Origin of the sequence: Bacteroides oleiciplenus YIT 12058 (assembly GCF_000315485.1) — a bacterium.
GTDB lineage: Bacteria > Bacteroidota > Bacteroidia > Bacteroidales > Bacteroidaceae > Bacteroides > Bacteroides oleiciplenus.
This window is the reverse complement of the sequence record NZ_JH992940.1, coordinates 685,665-701,320: the sequence shown is the minus strand read 5'-3', so window position 1 is coordinate 701,320 and position 15,656 is coordinate 685,665. Positions and strand designations below refer to the sequence as shown.

General features: G+C 42.2%; 18 protein-coding genes and 1 pseudogene. 17 read left to right on the top strand and 2 right to left on the bottom strand.

What is annotated here, in order from left to right:
• The first annotated feature begins 8 nt into the window (after positions 1-8).
• From HMPREF9447_RS02855 to HMPREF9447_RS02795, 14 genes are all read left to right on the top strand, one after another.
• Complete coding sequence (locus HMPREF9447_RS02855; protein ID WP_009127896.1) at positions 9-3,014, top strand: N-6 DNA methylase; 3,006 nt, start codon at positions 9-11, stop codon at positions 3,012-3,014.
• Positions 3,015-3,058: 44 nt separating this feature from the next.
• Positions 3,059-3,652 carry a hypothetical protein gene (locus tag HMPREF9447_RS02850; protein ID WP_009127894.1) on the top strand — a complete coding sequence of 198 codons (594 nt, stop codon included), beginning with the start codon at positions 3,059-3,061 and terminating at the stop codon, positions 3,650-3,652.
• Positions 3,544-4,791: a hypothetical protein gene (locus HMPREF9447_RS02845; protein ID WP_167549107.1), complete on the top strand. Its 1,248-nt coding sequence runs from the start codon at positions 3,544-3,546 to the stop codon at positions 4,789-4,791. The genes HMPREF9447_RS02850 and HMPREF9447_RS02845 overlap by 109 nt, the downstream gene beginning before the upstream one ends.
• Before the next feature lie 249 nt (positions 4,792-5,040).
• Positions 5,041-5,271 carry a hypothetical protein gene (locus HMPREF9447_RS02840; protein ID WP_009127890.1) on the top strand — a complete coding sequence of 77 codons (231 nt, stop codon included), beginning with the start codon at positions 5,041-5,043 and terminating at the stop codon, positions 5,269-5,271.
• A gap of 44 nt (positions 5,272-5,315) precedes the next feature.
• Positions 5,316-6,299 (top strand): phosphoadenosine phosphosulfate reductase domain-containing protein, encoded by a 984-nt coding sequence (locus HMPREF9447_RS02835; RefSeq protein WP_009127888.1) that lies wholly within the window; start codon positions 5,316-5,318, stop codon positions 6,297-6,299.
• Positions 6,300-6,414: 115 nt separating this feature from the next.
• On the top strand, positions 6,415-6,747 hold the full coding sequence (locus HMPREF9447_RS02830; RefSeq protein WP_009127886.1) for a MutS N-terminal domain-containing protein: 333 nt from the start codon (positions 6,415-6,417) through the stop codon (positions 6,745-6,747).
• Positions 6,744-7,382 carry a hypothetical protein gene (locus tag HMPREF9447_RS02825; protein ID WP_009127884.1) on the top strand — a complete coding sequence of 213 codons (639 nt, stop codon included), beginning with the start codon at positions 6,744-6,746 and terminating at the stop codon, positions 7,380-7,382. Before HMPREF9447_RS02830 ends, HMPREF9447_RS02825 begins: the two co-directional genes overlap by 4 nt.
• A gap of 171 nt (positions 7,383-7,553) precedes the next feature.
• Positions 7,554-8,066, top strand: coding sequence for a hypothetical protein (locus HMPREF9447_RS02820; RefSeq protein ID WP_009127882.1), 513 nt, complete (start codon positions 7,554-7,556; stop codon positions 8,064-8,066).
• Positions 8,044-8,469, top strand: a complete 426-nt coding sequence (locus HMPREF9447_RS02815; RefSeq protein WP_009127880.1) for an RNase H family protein — start codon at positions 8,044-8,046, stop codon at positions 8,467-8,469. The genes HMPREF9447_RS02820 and HMPREF9447_RS02815 overlap by 23 nt, the downstream gene beginning before the upstream one ends.
• A 131-nt stretch (positions 8,470-8,600) precedes the next feature.
• Positions 8,601-9,140, top strand: coding sequence for an RNA polymerase sigma factor (locus HMPREF9447_RS02810; RefSeq protein ID WP_081589742.1), 540 nt, complete (start codon positions 8,601-8,603; stop codon positions 9,138-9,140).
• Positions 9,127-9,747, top strand: a complete 621-nt coding sequence (locus tag HMPREF9447_RS02805; RefSeq protein ID WP_009127877.1) for a hypothetical protein — start codon at positions 9,127-9,129, stop codon at positions 9,745-9,747. Before HMPREF9447_RS02810 ends, HMPREF9447_RS02805 begins: the two co-directional genes overlap by 14 nt.
• Before the next feature lie 6 nt (positions 9,748-9,753).
• Positions 9,754-9,927: a hypothetical protein gene (locus tag HMPREF9447_RS28320; RefSeq protein ID WP_009127875.1), complete on the top strand. Its 174-nt coding sequence runs from the start codon at positions 9,754-9,756 to the stop codon at positions 9,925-9,927.
• Between the two features lie 20 nt (positions 9,928-9,947).
• Positions 9,948-10,964 (top strand): hypothetical protein, encoded by a 1,017-nt coding sequence (locus tag HMPREF9447_RS02800; protein WP_009127873.1) that lies wholly within the window; start codon positions 9,948-9,950, stop codon positions 10,962-10,964.
• A gap of 710 nt (positions 10,965-11,674) precedes the next feature.
• Positions 11,675-12,172, top strand: a complete 498-nt coding sequence (locus HMPREF9447_RS02795; protein WP_009127871.1) for an HU family DNA-binding protein — start codon at positions 11,675-11,677, stop codon at positions 12,170-12,172.
• 88 nt (positions 12,173-12,260) lie between these two features.
• Here the strand turns inward: HMPREF9447_RS02795 and HMPREF9447_RS02790 are convergent, their stop codons facing one another.
• Together HMPREF9447_RS02790 and HMPREF9447_RS28315 are read right to left on the bottom strand one after the other, a co-directional pair.
• Positions 12,261-13,040 (bottom strand): helix-turn-helix domain-containing protein, encoded by a 780-nt coding sequence (locus HMPREF9447_RS02790; protein WP_009127870.1) that lies wholly within the window; start codon positions 13,038-13,040, stop codon positions 12,261-12,263.
• 95 nt (positions 13,041-13,135) lie between these two features.
• Positions 13,136-13,315: a hypothetical protein gene (locus tag HMPREF9447_RS28315; protein ID WP_009127868.1), complete on the bottom strand. Its 180-nt coding sequence runs from the start codon at positions 13,313-13,315 to the stop codon at positions 13,136-13,138.
• Between the two features lie 413 nt (positions 13,316-13,728).
• Between HMPREF9447_RS28315 and HMPREF9447_RS02775 the strand changes: the two genes are divergently transcribed.
• From HMPREF9447_RS02775 to HMPREF9447_RS02770, 3 genes and pseudogenes are all read left to right on the top strand, one after another.
• Positions 13,729-14,091, top strand: a complete 363-nt coding sequence (locus HMPREF9447_RS02775) for a hypothetical protein (RefSeq protein ID WP_009127866.1) — start codon at positions 13,729-13,731, stop codon at positions 14,089-14,091.
• 374 nt (positions 14,092-14,465) lie between these two features.
• Positions 14,466-14,582: pseudogene (locus HMPREF9447_RS28995) on the top strand (5-amino-6-(5-phosphoribosylamino)uracil reductase); the annotation flags it as partial.
• A 186-nt stretch (positions 14,583-14,768) separates the two neighbouring features.
• Positions 14,769-15,653 carry a helix-turn-helix domain-containing protein gene (locus tag HMPREF9447_RS02770; RefSeq protein ID WP_009127865.1) on the top strand — a complete coding sequence of 295 codons (885 nt, stop codon included), beginning with the start codon at positions 14,769-14,771 and terminating at the stop codon, positions 15,651-15,653.
• The last annotated feature ends 3 nt before the right edge of the window (positions 15,654-15,656 follow it).

The window sequence follows — 15,656 nt, the reverse complement described above, 5'->3', positions numbered from 1 at the left end:
TTCCGAATATGTATTATCCTATAGTTCCTCAGCAAATACCTCAGACGCGCCGGTCTGAGGTAAACGAAAAGATATTATTCTGTATCGATACCAATAACAACTCTCTGACTAACGAGATTATCTTTAATTGTTATACCGGTTTGGGTGGCTTACATGGTCTGAAACAAGATGATTACGATAACTATCGCGATTATTCAGAGGCTAAAAAGGAAGTTGAAATCGGTCAGTTCTTCACGCCGCATAATATATGTCGCCAGATGGTTGAGCTTATTTCACCTGACCCGACAGAAGTCGTGCTGGATATGTGTTGTGGGATGGGAAACTTTTTCAATTATCTTCCGAATTTATACAACGCTTTTGGCTTTGACATTGACGGACAGGCTGTAAAGGTTGCAAAGACCCTATATCCACAGGCTAATTTAGAAATTAGGGATATCCGTCAGTATGACTCTACTATGAGCTTTGACTATCTGCTTGGCAACCCACCATTCAACCTGGATTTCAATGGAGATTCCAGTCAGTTTTTCTATCTTAACAAGGCATTCTGGGTGCTAAAGCCCGGTGGTATCATGCTAGTAATTGTACCGGCGTCTTTTTTGCAAAGTGAATTTTGGGAGAAAACGAAGGTGAGTTCTATTAATCGCGACTTTTCCTTTATCGGACAAACGCTGTTGCCATCTGATAGCTTTTCATCTATTGGAGTTCAGAGTTTCAATACTAAAGTCATGGCATTCATGCGTTATTCTGATAGCATTACCATGCGACCTTATAAAGCAGAAGAGTTTATTTCGATGGATGAAATGAAATCACGTATTAGTGCAGCTAAAGAGATTAGGCAAAAACTCCGAATTCAGTTGATGCGTGAATTGAAAAACAGAGGCTTGGTAGATGAACGATTTGAATATAAAGTAAAAAAATACCTGTATGAGCTGAAAACTCATCCGCATCTTAAGGTACATTACCCTAAAGCGTTGGCATTGGTTACCAAATATCACAATCAGAAACCTCCTTCAGATTGTAACTCGGAGGAATACAAAAACTGGCAATACAGTAAACTGACTCCGGCGAAAATATTACCAATCCTTAAACGTTATATTGTGAATCAGTATGTGGTTCCACGTAAAGAGATAGCTTTAGTCAAAACAGGTTACAGTTTTAAGCTTAAAGGTTATGCTCCGGGAATGCTTCGGGACATTGATAAGAAGAGGACATCTATCAATGACCTTATCATGAATTATGATACTTTACCGTTGGTACCTGAAATGACACCAAAATTACGTGGGCAGTACAGGCAGGCGGAGAAGTATATAGCACGGAGGCGGAGAGAATATGCACAGCAAAACCAGCCTTTCTCTGAAATGGAGTGCGACCGAAAATTAGTGTCGTATATCAGTAAGCTCACCTTCAACAATAAGCAAGGGCGACCGGTAAAGTTTACCAAGCTACAACGCCATGACATGAACTGGATCTTTCAGAAACGGTATGCGCTACTGAACTGGCAACAGGGTTCCGGAAAGACGGCGGTAGCCTATAACTTCGGTAAGCTTCAGTTGCTACGTAAGGTTGTGAAGAATACTATTATCCTCGCACCTCCTAATGCCATTAACATGACTTGGGTACCCTTTATGGAAGTTAATCATGAGAAATATCAGTTGATTACAAGCCCCGGCCAACTGGCCGATGTCCAGCCGGGAGAATTCTTATTGGTGCCTCTTTCTATTTTAGCGAAGCTCAAACGGGAGTTGAAACGGTTCATAAAGATGCGTAGCCGCAAGCTTTGCCTTTTGTTCGATGAGTCCGACGAGATCACCAATCCATCCTCTATCCGGACGAAGCTTACGTTGGATATATTTCGGCGTTTGCATACAAAATTGCTGGACACCGGAACTACTACCCGAAACAATATCGGCGAGTTGTACTCACAAATAGAACTGCTGTATAATAATTCTGTGAACATGATGTGTGATTGCAGTTATGTTTATTTGGAAAACAAGGATAAGGAGATTGTTTGTCGCAATATAGCGACTACGGAATATCACCGGCCTTTTCCACCCAAAGGAGGCAACTACTTGTTCAAGTCCTGTTTCTGTCCCGCAAAAGCGTCTGTTTTTGGTATTGAGAAGCACAACCAGGATGTCTATAATCAGGATGATTTATTCAGATTGATAGATAAGACCATTCTTACACGAAAATTCCGTGACTTTGCCGGAGACAAGTACACGATCCATAATCATACTGTCACTCCCAGTGAGAGTGAAAAGGCCGTATATCTTAAGATAATGGAGGAGTTTTTCTCCATCTGTTACTTGTATTTTTCCAGCACCGGTGACACCCGTAAAGAGTCGTCTCTTCAGATTGTCCGCCAAATTATGTTGCTGATAAGATCCTGTTCCATACCTCACCTGATGCCGGGTTATGTGGGGGATGAATATCCCCGCAAGGCAGAGTATATAGCCGGAATGATAAAAAATATTCCGGGGAAAGTCGCTGTTGGCTGTACAAGCATCGATTCTAAAAATGTGTATGAAGAGCATATAAGGGAGCAATTTCCTGACCGTCCTTTGTTTATTATCCAGGGTGATATCAATTTTAAGAAGCGTATCAATATCATTGAAGAATTTCAAGCCACAAAGAACGGAATTCTGATATCGACGCAGCAGAGTTTGAAGAGTTCCACCAATATTCCTCTATGTAATGATGTTATCATCGAATCTCTACAATGGAACATCCCGAACATGGAGCAATATTACTTTCGCTTTATCCGTCTGGATTGCGAAGAGCATACGCATGTACACTTCGTCACTTACGAGGATTCTATCGAACAGAACCTTATGGCACTGGTGCTTACCAAAGAACGCCTGAATGAGTTCATCAAAACCGGAGAGGTAAAGGAAGAATCGAAAATCTATGAGGAATTTGATATCTCTCCCGACATTATTGAAACCTTGCTTCATCGTGAAAAAGATGATAAAGGCAGATTTCACATATCATGGGGTTATCAGCATGTAAGCTGATTCCTATATAACATACTATTCTTAAACGACTAAAAAACAACAATATGACAAACTTTTCTATTTGCACAGCAATTGCTAATCTTCCGGTCAGTTTATTAACTTCAGAAATCATTAAAGCCGGAGTAGAAGAAGGTAACATTCGTTTATTGGATTGTTTGCCTGTGGAATTCATGACTATGGAGAATATCCAACGTATTCTTCAAAAAAGTGGTGACGGTTGGAGCAGCTTCAGCCTGAGTCGGCTACCTGTTGACAAACGTTCGCAAGAGGTATGCAATGTCGCCGTAGAAAAAGATATTGATAATCTTCCCGAAGTACCCTATACATTAAGAAACCAGAACATGCTAAAGGTATTGATGGGGAGTTTGAAGAATCATATGCATTATCTGGCGTTGATTCCTTCTTGCTGCTGGAATGTAGAGGCTGTTTATAAAGGCATTCGGAACCTCTTTTCCGGTAATTCAAGTTACGATTACAGACGTGACGCTATAACCATTACGGTAGTAGTGAGTATGAAAAAAGGTCGGCCTTGGAAAAGACACAAGTACTTCTTTCTTTTGTCCCTCGTACCATTAAAAACAGAGCGTTCTACAGAGGGCTGTTGTCACTATCCGGATTGTCAGTGGAAGCTGCGATAGAACTCATACCTAAATGTCATAAGCAAGGTGAATATCATAAGCTATTGGCTATGCAGAGACCAGAGTTGGTAAGTGTTGACAAATACACACTCGATATGTTTATGGCGGTTCTTGGACCGAAAAGCAAAATTAATGTTTATCACTTTCCGGCAAAAAGTGATATCCTTGCGAAGATGAAAACTGTGATGAATGATGCGTTGGCAGACTTAATAATCGCGGAGACACCTCTTTATTTCAATGACCTTCCTAAAGATTATCAGACAGTCCCAAGGCTCCTGCAAGTGCTGGACAACTGCAAGGATAAACCTAATTTTTATCACTTTGTACAGGGGGTGGACAAGTCCTTGTTGACAAGGACAGTATGTAAGAAATTCGTTAAACAGACTACCACATATCCCAAGTTTCCGCAAGAGATATGGAATGAAGCATTTGTTAAGCATTGCTTTGAGCATGATAAAACCTATAGTTGGTTTGAACAGATACCCCGCCAGTTACAGACACCAGAAATAGTTTCGGCAGCACTCGAACATTCTCTCAGGAATATAGAGTATGCCGAACCTAAATTTGTTACCTATGAAGTAGCCTGTAAGCTGAATCTGGTAATCAACAAAGATTCATACATGAAAGGGCTTAAAGAATATATTCCTGCCGTTTACTATGAAAATTTTCAGGAAATGACGGGGCTTCCTGTTGAGTTTATGGGTGGCGAATGCTCTTTTTCACAGTTAAGAGAGAACAGGCAGAATTTCTCTTATTGCCTGTTGGGACACACATGTATCGGATTCTATGAAAAAGAATCATATCCCAGCAAATATGGTCTTTTGATTGTAACCCGCCGCACCCCGATGAGTATTCGTCCACAAGTCATCTTCAATCGGGCCATTGGCACGTATCATAAAACATGGCTGGAGAAGATGTTGGCTGATTACGACAGTTCTTTTGTTAAGCCCACTGTGGGAAAAGAGCTGAAAGAATACCAGACTAACAGCTATTATAATGTAAAATACTTAGAAACAATAGCAGGACAAAAGGTATATGCCAACCTGCTTATGGGTGAACCTGTCTGTTATGTAGCACGAACATCAGACGGATTGATCTATAGAAGTACCCATGAAAAAATGGTGAATGCATTGCAATAACCACTAAAATATTTATTGTTGTCATTAGTATAGTATGTATGGGCTGCTGTGGTAGTGATACCGTGGCAGTCCTCTTTTTATTTGAAATTATCGATAAGTCTTAAAACCACCCGGGCATTTGAAGGTTTATTACATCGAAATATAAGAGTACACTACCTGCTGAACCGTAAAGTTGGTATATAAATTAAATAATTCAATCCATTTAAAGGGCAATCATATCGGTTGCCCTTTTTAAATACCCATAAAATTATGAATAAAAACAAAAGAAGCCGAATTGTCGAGATAATCGACCAGATAAATGATGTGAAAAATGATATAGAAGATATCATCAGTGAAGAACGTGATGCGTATGATAGCCTGCCTGAAAGCTTTCAAAGCGGTGTAAAGGGGGATAAAATAGAGAGTGCGATTGCAGCAATGGAGTCATCAAACGAGAGCTTGGATAAAGCGATTGCCAAACTTAATGAAGCGATGAAATAACGGTGCTAAATATACCGGAACAGTATCACTAAAAGTTTATATGTATGGAACAATTCAATTTACACAGTTATGACAAATATCTGGTACAATTTAGCGGTGGAAAGGATTCCACTGCCTCTTTTCTGCACTTGTTGGACGAGGGCGTGCCCAAAGAGAAAATCGAGCTTTGGCACCAGGAAATCGACGCTCGCGATAAGACTTTTTTCGACTGGGAAGTCACCCCCGACTACTGCCGGAAGTTTGCTGAAGCATTCGGCGTTAAGATATTCTTCCAATGGAAGGAGGGCGGCTTTAAACGCGAAATGCTCCGCAAGGAGGAATACACGGCACCCACTCACTTTGAATGCATCGACCACAGCATAGGGAAAGTAGGTGGTACGAGCGGAAAGCTTTCTACGCGATGGAAATTCCCGCAGGCTTCGCCCGATCTGAAAGTGCGCTGGTGCAGCAGCTACCTGAAGATAGATGTATGTACGTCTGCTATCGTCAACCAGGAGCGTTTCCGCGGAATACGCACGCTGGTGATTTCAGGAGAAAGGGGAGAGGAGTCCGCACGACGGGCGAAGTATCCTGTGTTTGAACCGGATCGCGCGGACCGCAGGAATGGAAAGCAGTTCCAACGCCATGTAGACAGATACAGGCCGATGCGCGATATGAAGGAACGCGAAGTGTGGGATATTATTGAACGATATCGTGTCCGGGTGCATCCGTGTTATTATATGGGGTGGGGAAGATGCAGTTGTAAGTTCTGCATTTTCTCCCGTAAGAACCAGTTTGCCAGTGCGGCAGTAGTCAGCCCTGCTCAGACCCGGCTGATTATTCGGTATGAGAAGCGCTTTGGTTGCACCATTAAACGTGGAACGGATTTGCCTTCGCTGATTCATTCGGGAACTCCTTATAAGGATATCACTCCGGAACTGAAGGCATTGGCTACGGGCCGTATCTATACGCCGTCTGTCATCCTGGAGGAACATGAAGAGTGGGTGCTTCCTGCCGGAGCTTACGGGGAAAACTGTGGTGCCGTATAAGCAAGCACAGGTTATTGATTTATAATAATTAATTGTATTCCATTTCCCTATTTATAGATTAAAAATCATATATTTGCCACTCCCATATCTTAAAGTGTTGCTAAAAAGTACCCTTATGAACGATTCAATTATCCGTAATATCGTTAATAACGAACACATTATGGACAAATACACACAAATGAAACGAAAGCATGGCAACGACATGATAATTCTGTTTCGCGTCGGAGAATATTTTGAAACCTATTTTGAAGATTCCCGAATAGTTTCTGTAATATTCGGTTTAGACCGGATTCTGTTGGAAAAACATTTTTATTATGTAATCTATGCTACACGTATTCCAGAAAAGGAATTGGAATACTTTCGTAACACACTGTATTTTCGTGGATATGGGACAATAATTTCTGATAGAATTAGAGGGAATGGAGTGCATAAAATGCATCTTAAATGAAAGAATCAGAGATTAAACTAATCGTATTAACTAAATTGGCTCCTTATTTGTACATTGGCTTTATTGCATTTATTGGTATCATAGTGACATGTACCGACAACACAAATCCACTGGATAATAGTATCAATAAACAGATTGAGTATGTGAAGCAATTAGAAGTACTTGATAAAAACGGCAACGGATATCGGGTGACATACGTAACTATTGATGCTGTGACTAAATCCCGGCTCAAAGAAATACAATCGAGGCCGCACATCCGTACTGCATTTTTGAGGCTTCAAAGGGAAACTCCTGTTCACTTCGGTGGAAGCCTGCTTGATACCGATATTCATGAATTTGCCCGGTTTGCCCGTCAGTACGACTGTGACAACCAAATAAAAATACATTGTATTTTTGTACACGGGCTGGAGAAGATGAATCACTATATTGGTTCGAACCCCAAAATAGCAAATAGTGCAAAATGGTTTAATGTAAACACGGAACAAGGTAACCAGTGGATCAACCGAAATGATGTATATGGCTCTACAGAGGGCAAAGCGAACTACTACCGTTACTGGAAATGTCAAGTGCCTTATTGTATTTCAGAAACTGACGAGCACTATAGTCATTTCTCCGAGGATAGTAGACTAAGGTAACCCCTTTTGATACCCTATTTTCCTACACTAATCTTGACAAAAAAATAATCCAAAAAATATTTGGACTGTACCTTTCTACGCCTTACTTTTGCATCAAAGTAGACAAAAAAAATGAAAGAAATCAGATTATTAATTGAATGTAATTAGATATGAAAAAACATTTGAAATAGCATGATTGAAAAGTCGCGAATCAAATTCACCGTGTCGGAAGAGACTGGTGAAATTATTGGATTCGTATCGAGACCACCGAAAGGAAAAGGTAGTAGTAAATTGAAAGGAGTCTGTGAAGATTCAAGATATAGGAAGAAAATATGTGTCCTTTCTGCCAAACTAAAAGGACACATCCTCCCAGACAAATTGTATGACGTTGAACTGAGGCCGATGTTTAAGCAGAACGGGTATATTGTTGAATCGGCAGTTCAGGCATTATTCGAGGCCGATATTGAAACAATTGTTGTTCCTAAGTCTATTTATCAGATTAAAATCGAATTTGGGTATAAGAAGATTTACTTTGACCCGATAGATGGAAAGACGGCGTCCAGCCGCACTATAGATGGTGTTGTGAAGGTGCTTGACAAAAGGGATGACCTTGAAAACAAAGCTGAGGTGATTAGCCGATTTATAAAGTACGCTCAAGAGCTCTTGCGTTTAATGAAAGCTGATGGTTACTATGTTACTGGATGAAACAAGTCCACACCGTCCTACAGCAGGAATCTGTACGGACGGTGCTCATTCCATAAAGAGAGGTGTATCCCAATACAGAGGGATTGATCTGAAAACAGGGAATGAACTGTTTAACAAGGAACTGGGTAATCAAACAGTGAATATCAGTGAGTTCTTGGGAGTAGTAGCTGCCATAAAGTACATTATTGAAACCGGTTACAGCCCGAAGGTTATATATACTGATAGCATAACGGCCATAACGTGGGTCAATAATAAGAAAACAGCTTCACAGAAACGTCACTCGGATTTGAAGCGTGCCGAAGTGTTTTTAAAGGCGATGTCTTCTGAAGTAGATACTATTGAAGTCAGACATTGGAATACGACGGAATGGGGAGAGATTCCTGCCGATTTCGGGAATAAATGAAACATTTTTAGTTGATATGCGGATATTGTCTGTCAGGCAGTACGGGGAGCTTTTATACCTTTTCCTAAGCAGATTCTACACGAAGCATTAGGAACAAATAGCTGAAATACAGGCATTCGTATCGATACTAAATGAGAAAAACAAATGAAACGATGGAATTCGACTTTAATAGTCAACTGATAGCCAACAGGCAATATCTGGACAATTTCGCCCGGAAGTTTGCTTTGGGTGAAGATGACAGAAAAGACCTGGTTTCCGAAACCATACTAAAGGTGTTGGATAAGCGGGATTACTTCTACGAAGGAAACGAAAAGAACTTTCGCTCATGGCTGATTACTATAATGACCAATATATTTATAAATAACTATAGAAGGAATGAAAGAGTTGGTATTGATAATTATGACAATGAACAGATGGCCTTATTGGCGGGGCAGGGTAGGTTCTCGCAGAGTACCGATGCGGATTTTATCTTTAAAGAATTGTCCGATTTGGTTAAGCGTTCGTTGTCGCAGATTGATTACCGTGTCTTCATGGGGCATGTCAATGGTTTTGGCTATGAGCAAATTGCAGAAGTTATGAATCTTCCTTTGGGTACAGTGAAATCAAAAATAAATGGAGCAAGAAAGAAAATTATTAAGAACTTAAAATGTAATTATTATGAATCAAGCTAAGGTAGGAAAAGTCGTAAAGTTCTACGACGACAGAGGATTAATGAATGGCGGGGTGATTAAAGACTTCACGAGAATTGAGAATGTAGACTATGCCGTTGTCAACACATTCGAAGGAGAAACGTTGCCAGTGAAACGGATAGACCTGACAGTGGTGGATCGTCGGAAACCCGGCCCGACGTCCAAAAGATTCCTGAATGAGCTGAAAGAAGATATAGCAAGGGAAAACCAGAAGAAAACCGGCATTGAAGCACCCGACGTCCGTCCTGACGTCTATATTCCGCCAAGTCCGATGGAGTATCAGGAAGCTGCCAAGAAAGTATCGCAGAAGAAGATTATCAAAGACCTTGAGCGTAAGCTTGAAGTGCGCGACAAAGCACTCCGTGATCTGGAAACGAAGTACAACGGGATGAAAGAGGAGCTTGAACGGTGGAAGGCAGGAACTATGACTATCGATAGTTCTCAGGAACTTTTAGAGCAGGAGAAGCTGATATTTACTATCAAAGGGCTCAACAATGCACTGTTTGCCGCCACTCTCAACAAAGAGGGTGAGATGGTGCTCGAACTTACTAAAATTATTAATCATCTTAATGGTATCAAAGACAAATAAACGGCTATGAGTTACAGAATTGTGAGAACTTCTGAGGAAATAGACGAACTGTTGAACCAGTGCTCCGAATCGGAAGAGACGGGGCATGCCAACTTTCCCGGAATGAGCTACGAACAAGGAGTGAAAGCCGCCATCGAATGGCTTTGCGACTATGTGAACGATCACCCCATTCAAGAGTAAATAAATTTAAAACCGAAGTTATGCCAAAAATTGGAAAAGACAATTTCCGCATCAAAGGCCAGTATGTAGAGGTCGAAATCTGGTACACCCAAAAGACCGGCTTCTACTACAAGAACCTCCCCGAAGAGGTGTCCGTTCTCACGGAATTCGGACGGCGGAGATACAACAATGAAGGAGATATGAAAACTCATCTCCTCTGTAGCCTGACGGAGTATCATGATAAGGTAGCCTCCAGGCGTAAAATAATAGCCTACCATCTCTATGGTTCCGCAGAGATGATAATGAACAGAATGGACGGAGAGTACAATGGCTATTGCGGGATAAAGCCCGGTGTTAGTGCCCATTTCGACCATCCTTCGGGTGGTGCCGACTATATGTTCGGTTTCGATTTCCACATTCTTTTTGAAGTGACCGCCCAGCATACAGAGTATTTCTGCATCATGGCAGATGGCACGCCGGGGCATTCTTTTAGAAAAAGCCCGGACAGATATTGCATCGTTATCGACTGGACGGCAGAACGGGAACAGTTCTTCAACGACTTGAAAGACAAACTGCAACAACTGATATACGGCATCTCTGCCTTCTTCGACCAACCCAATCTACTCGAACTGATGGACACACACGGAATCAAGATGCTGGAAAGCCCCCCGCAGCCCATTAAACCGGCACAGACCCCCATCGAAGCATCTGTTGCAACACCAGCGCAGGAGATGCAGGCAGAAATTCAAATCATAGAGAAACTACCTCCGGACAAGCCCCGTTTTCCGCGCAAAAGCGCCCTGGTAGAAGGTGCCGAGAAGATTACACTTTCAGTCTGTGCCAACGAACGTTCCAGTTCCGAAACGCTGAAAGAGAAGAACGAGTGGCTGAAGAATATCAGCATCTTCGGCATTGAACTCTACCTGAAAGAAGCTGAACGCATGGGGTACGTCGATTACGAGCAGGAGGGGGGCGGACTGGTGTACATGACTACGAAGAAAGGGAAGCAGTTTGCCCGGGAGGTGCAAAAAAAGGACCGCCTTTCCCCTGAGGAATAAAACGGTACATACTTAACAGATTAGGTGCATTTTAGTCACCTTTGTTCCGGGTGGACTGCCCCATTTTCACAAACAAGGCAGCCCGGGAAATACAGTTCGCCGACATTGAAATGTCCGCACGTACTATATTCAAAACATATCTTTATTGTCATGCAGAATTAATATCAGACTGCTGAAAAGGGGGACGCGGGTCAATAGACTTCCTTACCTAGATACCAGGTTCTCGCTAACCCTTCCACGTAGATAAATCAGTCTATGCCCGCGTTTTCCGTTATATTGTGCCTGTAGGCAGGGATATAACAAAAAAGCGAACATTCTTGATTTAGGTCTATATGGATTCACAAATTTGCGAGATTTGGTATCATAACCCTGTTTCAATAATGCTCTAATTAAGCCATTCTCTGGCATTACTCACCCGTAAGCCATTAATGAACGGGACAAAAACAAGCATTAAAATAGACATTTCATATACGTTTTCTCTATTCTTTTTCGGTGGGGAGTCACACCCGGCCTCACACCTGCCTCACACCGGGAGGCACAGGCGTGTCAGGTCAAGTGTCGCAGGTGCGAGACACCCCGCCTTGCATATGCGAGACACCGGGTGACACATATGCGAGGCACTGGATGACACAGGTGTGAGACACCGGGCGAGACGGGCGGGTGCCCCTAAATCCCGTAAGAATATTATCAACAATCTAAAAAACGTATTTATGCAAGATTACAATTTAGTACTGAAAAGAAATCCGATGAAGCCGGATGAAGCGAAGAAATGGTATGCAGTCCCCCAAAGCCGGGAGTCACAGGATATCAAAGCAATGACCCGCGCTGCTACAGAGAACACCACCACAGCCCCTATCGAAATGGAGGCTGCTATCGATTTGCTTGGTAAGTATGCCGTCCAGCAGCTTTTGCAAGGTCATACGGTGAAAGTGGGCAACCTGGGTACGCTGCGCGTCACCTTCAAAAGCGAGGGAGTGGAAAATATCAATGATTTTAATGCCGCGACCATGATTAAGGAGCCGCGCGTTATATTTACCCCAAGCAAGGAGTTGAGAGACGGCGTTGTCCGGCAGTTGAAATTCCAGAACGGCGGCGTGCTGGAAGATGGTGTAAACTACGCTTCACTGACCGACTACCGCAAGGCCAAAGGTATCCCGGCAGGCGGCGGCAGCGGCAATGAGGGCGAAGGCGAAGACCCTTCAGTCTAACCCCTGCTCAACATTCCCTTGCCCTGCGCATCCGGAGTGTATTCGTGAACATGCAGAAAGCGTCCCCATCCGGTGAGGGGCGCTTTTTCTACATCACGAGGGCGGCTATTTCGGGGGCCAATACGATGCTTTTATCTTCGCCTATGACGATGAAATTGGCATTGTACAGTGTCTTCACCAAATTATCGTAAGTAATCCGCCCCATACCTTTGATACGTTTCAGGCTTGACCACCCGTTCTGGGAGGTAAATTTCAGAAGGTCACCTATGGTTTTGATTTCCTCTTCTGTCAACAGTACATTTTGAGCATGGAATTCTATAATTAGTTTCAGCGGGATATCCAAAGGATTCTCAACGCCATATTTGCCAAACAAGGCATTCATCACCTGAAGGCGGTACGTAGCAATTCTGCCTGAATTCTCGCCCAACTTCCCAAGGATGTTGCTATAGGTTGCCACTGTTTGCGCATACGTCATCTGGTGGCGGACCGCTACCCGCGAAATGGGCTCGCCCCGTGAGATGGCAAGGAATATTTCCCGCAAGTGGTCATCTGTAATCAATTCGCCGAGTTCCTGAATAAGGATGCTGAACAGTTGTTGGTGCATCACCTGGGTTTTCAGCAAAAACAACTCATCTTCAAAGCGGCTGAGAAGCACTTCACGCTCCAGCACCTTCTCCTTGATAATCTTATCCAGATATCCTTCACTCAGCCCTTTGTTCTTGTGGGCGTCCAGGTAGCGTTGCAGGCTATCGTCATCAATCATTATGTCGTTATTGATTCTTGAAGATACAACGTATCCTAAGTTTGCCCATCCCCGAAGTGTGGATTCGTTAATGCCGTACTTCTCTGCCATTTTTTGTATTGTCATCCAATTTGCCATAGTTTATGTGTGTAAAGTTAGGTTGATAATGTGGGTAATAAAAGAAAATAAAGATAATCAGTTTGCTTGTTGGGTTGAGGGTGCTACCGAAAAGGTTTGGAGTAATAGGTGTCGCTGACTGGAGGAATCTCTGGGGTGGGGGAGTCATTCTTTTTGAATGCACAGGCCCGTGCGGCAATAGATTCTGTAGAACTTATGTGGTTATACAGATTATATGCCTTTGCGATCATGCGGCTTGGCGTTGCTTTGTCTGGCGTCTTCATACTTCTTTATTTTTTTATGATACGCCCGTATCTTGATTTTATACCTGATAAAAAAAATCGGGCGCTGAGTTCATATTTATTCAGACAAGAGGTACGACCAAATACCCACAAAGTTCAATAAATACGTTCACACGCCCGACGTTATATCGTTCGCATGAAACTGATTTATTGGAACTTTGTTCTTTTTGCATTAAATAAAAATTGGTCGTTTTCTTGTCTGCAAAAGCGTTTCAATAAAGCCGTATTTCTCCTCGGCTTTTCAGCCAACAAAGTTATGGATTCCTGTGGGAACAGCAAAGAAATTGACAAAGTTTTTTTCCCTTATTCTTGGATTGCAGTTTAATGATGCCCTGGAGTTTGCCAAATCAGAAATAAATTGGTTATCTTTGAACCTGTTTTTTGAGAACTAAATCATGGAAAAGAAACAGATTGAACAAATCCGCATCAAAGCCATCCGGGACTTTCAGGTAAACAGGCCCTATGGCATCCGCATCGACTTCAAAAAGAGGGCTATCGCTCTTTTTAACCGGAAGTATAACCTTTTAGGAAAGAGTGAGGACGGCAGCATCGACGCCCTGCCGGTTGAGCCGTATGATATAGAGGATATACCTCTTAGTTTGGCGCAGGAAGTAAAGAAGTCCGGCGATATCGTCGATTTATTCTTTTATAATGATGAAACCACGCCATACACAAAGACCGCTATCGATACCGGACAGCTGCTTAACTACAATAGACGTATGTTTACTTTATCTGCACTTTTAGGGCGTAAACTCTGATAGCTTTCCATTTTAGCACCTTTGGTTGGATTTTTTTATAATTTGTCATATTATAAGTTGTTTATTATCTTATTATGTATATCTTTGGGCAATCAAACATTGTGGCATCTTAATTGAAGTATCCCTCCTTTTATTTTACCATGAAATGGACTGTGAACATATTTTTGACTTGTTTTCAAATTAGTATCTTTGACAGATTTCAACACATTCGACAATTGTGGGTATAGTTGTGATTTTGCTTTCAAATTAGTCATTAACAGTTTTATAAGCCGGAGTTTATACTCCGGCTTTCTTATTGATTGTTTTCTGAATAAAATATACCGCTATTCGAATTCTCCCTCATTTCTGAAGGGTGGGAGAGCTAATTGCATAGGTTGAAACTTTACATTATCAGTCATATGCTGACATCCGTCGATGGCCGTATCGACTGCCCGATGATCGGGCAATTGAGTACGAACGAATATTACATCTTTCTATCTCCTTACCGCCCGAAGTGAAGTCCTTTTCATTTTCCTATTAAATTGAACATGGGAGCAGTTACATCGTAATTCCCTTCAATTATAGTATATCTGCAATCATAAAAGTTCAAGTTCAGGACATTATTGCTAATAATTGGTGTAAAATCGTCATATTTCCTGAGTTTGGAATACCTATCTTTGCAAAATCAAGTATTTAAAATGAATCAAAATATAAAACAAAACACACAATCAAACGAGCCCAAAGAAAATTGGGAGTTCGGAGTTTACACAAATATGGACAATTTCCCCATATCGGAGCAGCCTGATTACCTGAAGGAAGGAATCGGAGGCGTATGCACGGCGGGAAGTGCTATCGTCCAAGTGGCCGATACCCCGTCCGAACTCGTACCCGGAGGTATTCTCATCCTGTTTCCATGGCAACTCGTATCCATCCGGGCTGTAAGTCCCGATTTTCGTATGACATTCTTCCGTGTTTCGCAAGAAATGTTCTCTGATACGCTGAGTTCCCTGTGGGTGCTTCGTTCGGGTTTCTTCTTTTTTATGCGCAAGAAAGTCGTTACCAAGCCGAATGAAAGCTATATTGCACGTTTTCAATACTTTTGCAACCTTTTAGATTACCGTCAAAAGCATGTGCCCCTCAATTACAGAAAAGAGTCGATTATGCAACTTTTGCGAGTGTTTTACTGGGACGTTTACATTGGCTATGCCAATGACCCTGCCGGGAAAAATACCCAGTATACACGCAAAGAGGAGCTTGCATTTAAATTTCTGCGCATGATTATCGACGAACATTCTCCCAACAAAGAAATCGGCTATTATGCGGAAAGATTGAATATTACTCCAAAATACCTGACAAATCTGGTTCGAAGTATCAGCGGTCATTCAGCCCATGACTGGATTGTTCGCTACACAATCATTGAGATCAAAGCCTTGCTGCGCGAACCATCGATGGATTTGAAAACAATCGCAGACCGCCTCAATTTTCCCGACCTGCCAACGTTCAGTCGGTTTTTCCGTCATTACACAGGCATGACTCCCTCGAAATACAGAAAAATCATTCAGGCTATCCAGCCTGAGACATAGTAA

What these genes read in the sequence shown, in the direction of transcription:
- HMPREF9447_RS02855 (WP_009127896.1), top strand. Translation starts at nt 9, where the DNA reads ATGTATTATCCTATAGTTCCTCAGCAAATACCTCAGACGCGCCGGTCT.
- HMPREF9447_RS02850 (WP_009127894.1), top strand. Translation starts at nt 3,059, where the DNA reads ATGACAAACTTTTCTATTTGCACAGCAATTGCTAATCTTCCGGTCAGT.
- HMPREF9447_RS02840 (WP_009127890.1), top strand. Translation starts at nt 5,041, where the DNA reads ATGAATAAAAACAAAAGAAGCCGAATTGTCGAGATAATCGACCAGATA.
- HMPREF9447_RS02835 (WP_009127888.1), top strand. Translation starts at nt 5,316, where the DNA reads ATGGAACAATTCAATTTACACAGTTATGACAAATATCTGGTACAATTT.
- HMPREF9447_RS02830 (WP_009127886.1), top strand. Translation starts at nt 6,415, where the DNA reads ATGAACGATTCAATTATCCGTAATATCGTTAATAACGAACACATTATG.
- HMPREF9447_RS02825 (WP_009127884.1), top strand. Translation starts at nt 6,744, where the DNA reads ATGAAAGAATCAGAGATTAAACTAATCGTATTAACTAAATTGGCTCCT.
- HMPREF9447_RS02820 (WP_009127882.1), top strand. Translation starts at nt 7,554, where the DNA reads ATGATTGAAAAGTCGCGAATCAAATTCACCGTGTCGGAAGAGACTGGT.
- HMPREF9447_RS02815 (WP_009127880.1), top strand. Translation starts at nt 8,044, where the DNA reads ATGGTTACTATGTTACTGGATGAAACAAGTCCACACCGTCCTACAGCA.
- HMPREF9447_RS02810 (WP_081589742.1), top strand. Translation starts at nt 8,601, where the DNA reads ATGAGAAAAACAAATGAAACGATGGAATTCGACTTTAATAGTCAACTG.
- HMPREF9447_RS02805 (WP_009127877.1), top strand. Translation starts at nt 9,127, where the DNA reads ATGAATCAAGCTAAGGTAGGAAAAGTCGTAAAGTTCTACGACGACAGA.
- HMPREF9447_RS28320 (WP_009127875.1), top strand. Translation starts at nt 9,754, where the DNA reads ATGAGTTACAGAATTGTGAGAACTTCTGAGGAAATAGACGAACTGTTG.
- HMPREF9447_RS02800 (WP_009127873.1), top strand. Translation starts at nt 9,948, where the DNA reads ATGCCAAAAATTGGAAAAGACAATTTCCGCATCAAAGGCCAGTATGTA.
- HMPREF9447_RS02795 (WP_009127871.1), top strand. Translation starts at nt 11,675, where the DNA reads ATGCAAGATTACAATTTAGTACTGAAAAGAAATCCGATGAAGCCGGAT.
- HMPREF9447_RS02790 (WP_009127870.1), bottom strand. Translation starts at nt 13,040, where the DNA reads ATGACAATACAAAAAATGGCAGAGAAGTACGGCATTAACGAATCCACA.
- HMPREF9447_RS28315 (WP_009127868.1), bottom strand. Translation starts at nt 13,315, where the DNA reads ATGAAGACGCCAGACAAAGCAACGCCAAGCCGCATGATCGCAAAGGCA.
- HMPREF9447_RS02775 (WP_009127866.1), top strand. Translation starts at nt 13,729, where the DNA reads ATGGAAAAGAAACAGATTGAACAAATCCGCATCAAAGCCATCCGGGAC.
- HMPREF9447_RS02770 (WP_009127865.1), top strand. Translation starts at nt 14,769, where the DNA reads ATGAATCAAAATATAAAACAAAACACACAATCAAACGAGCCCAAAGAA.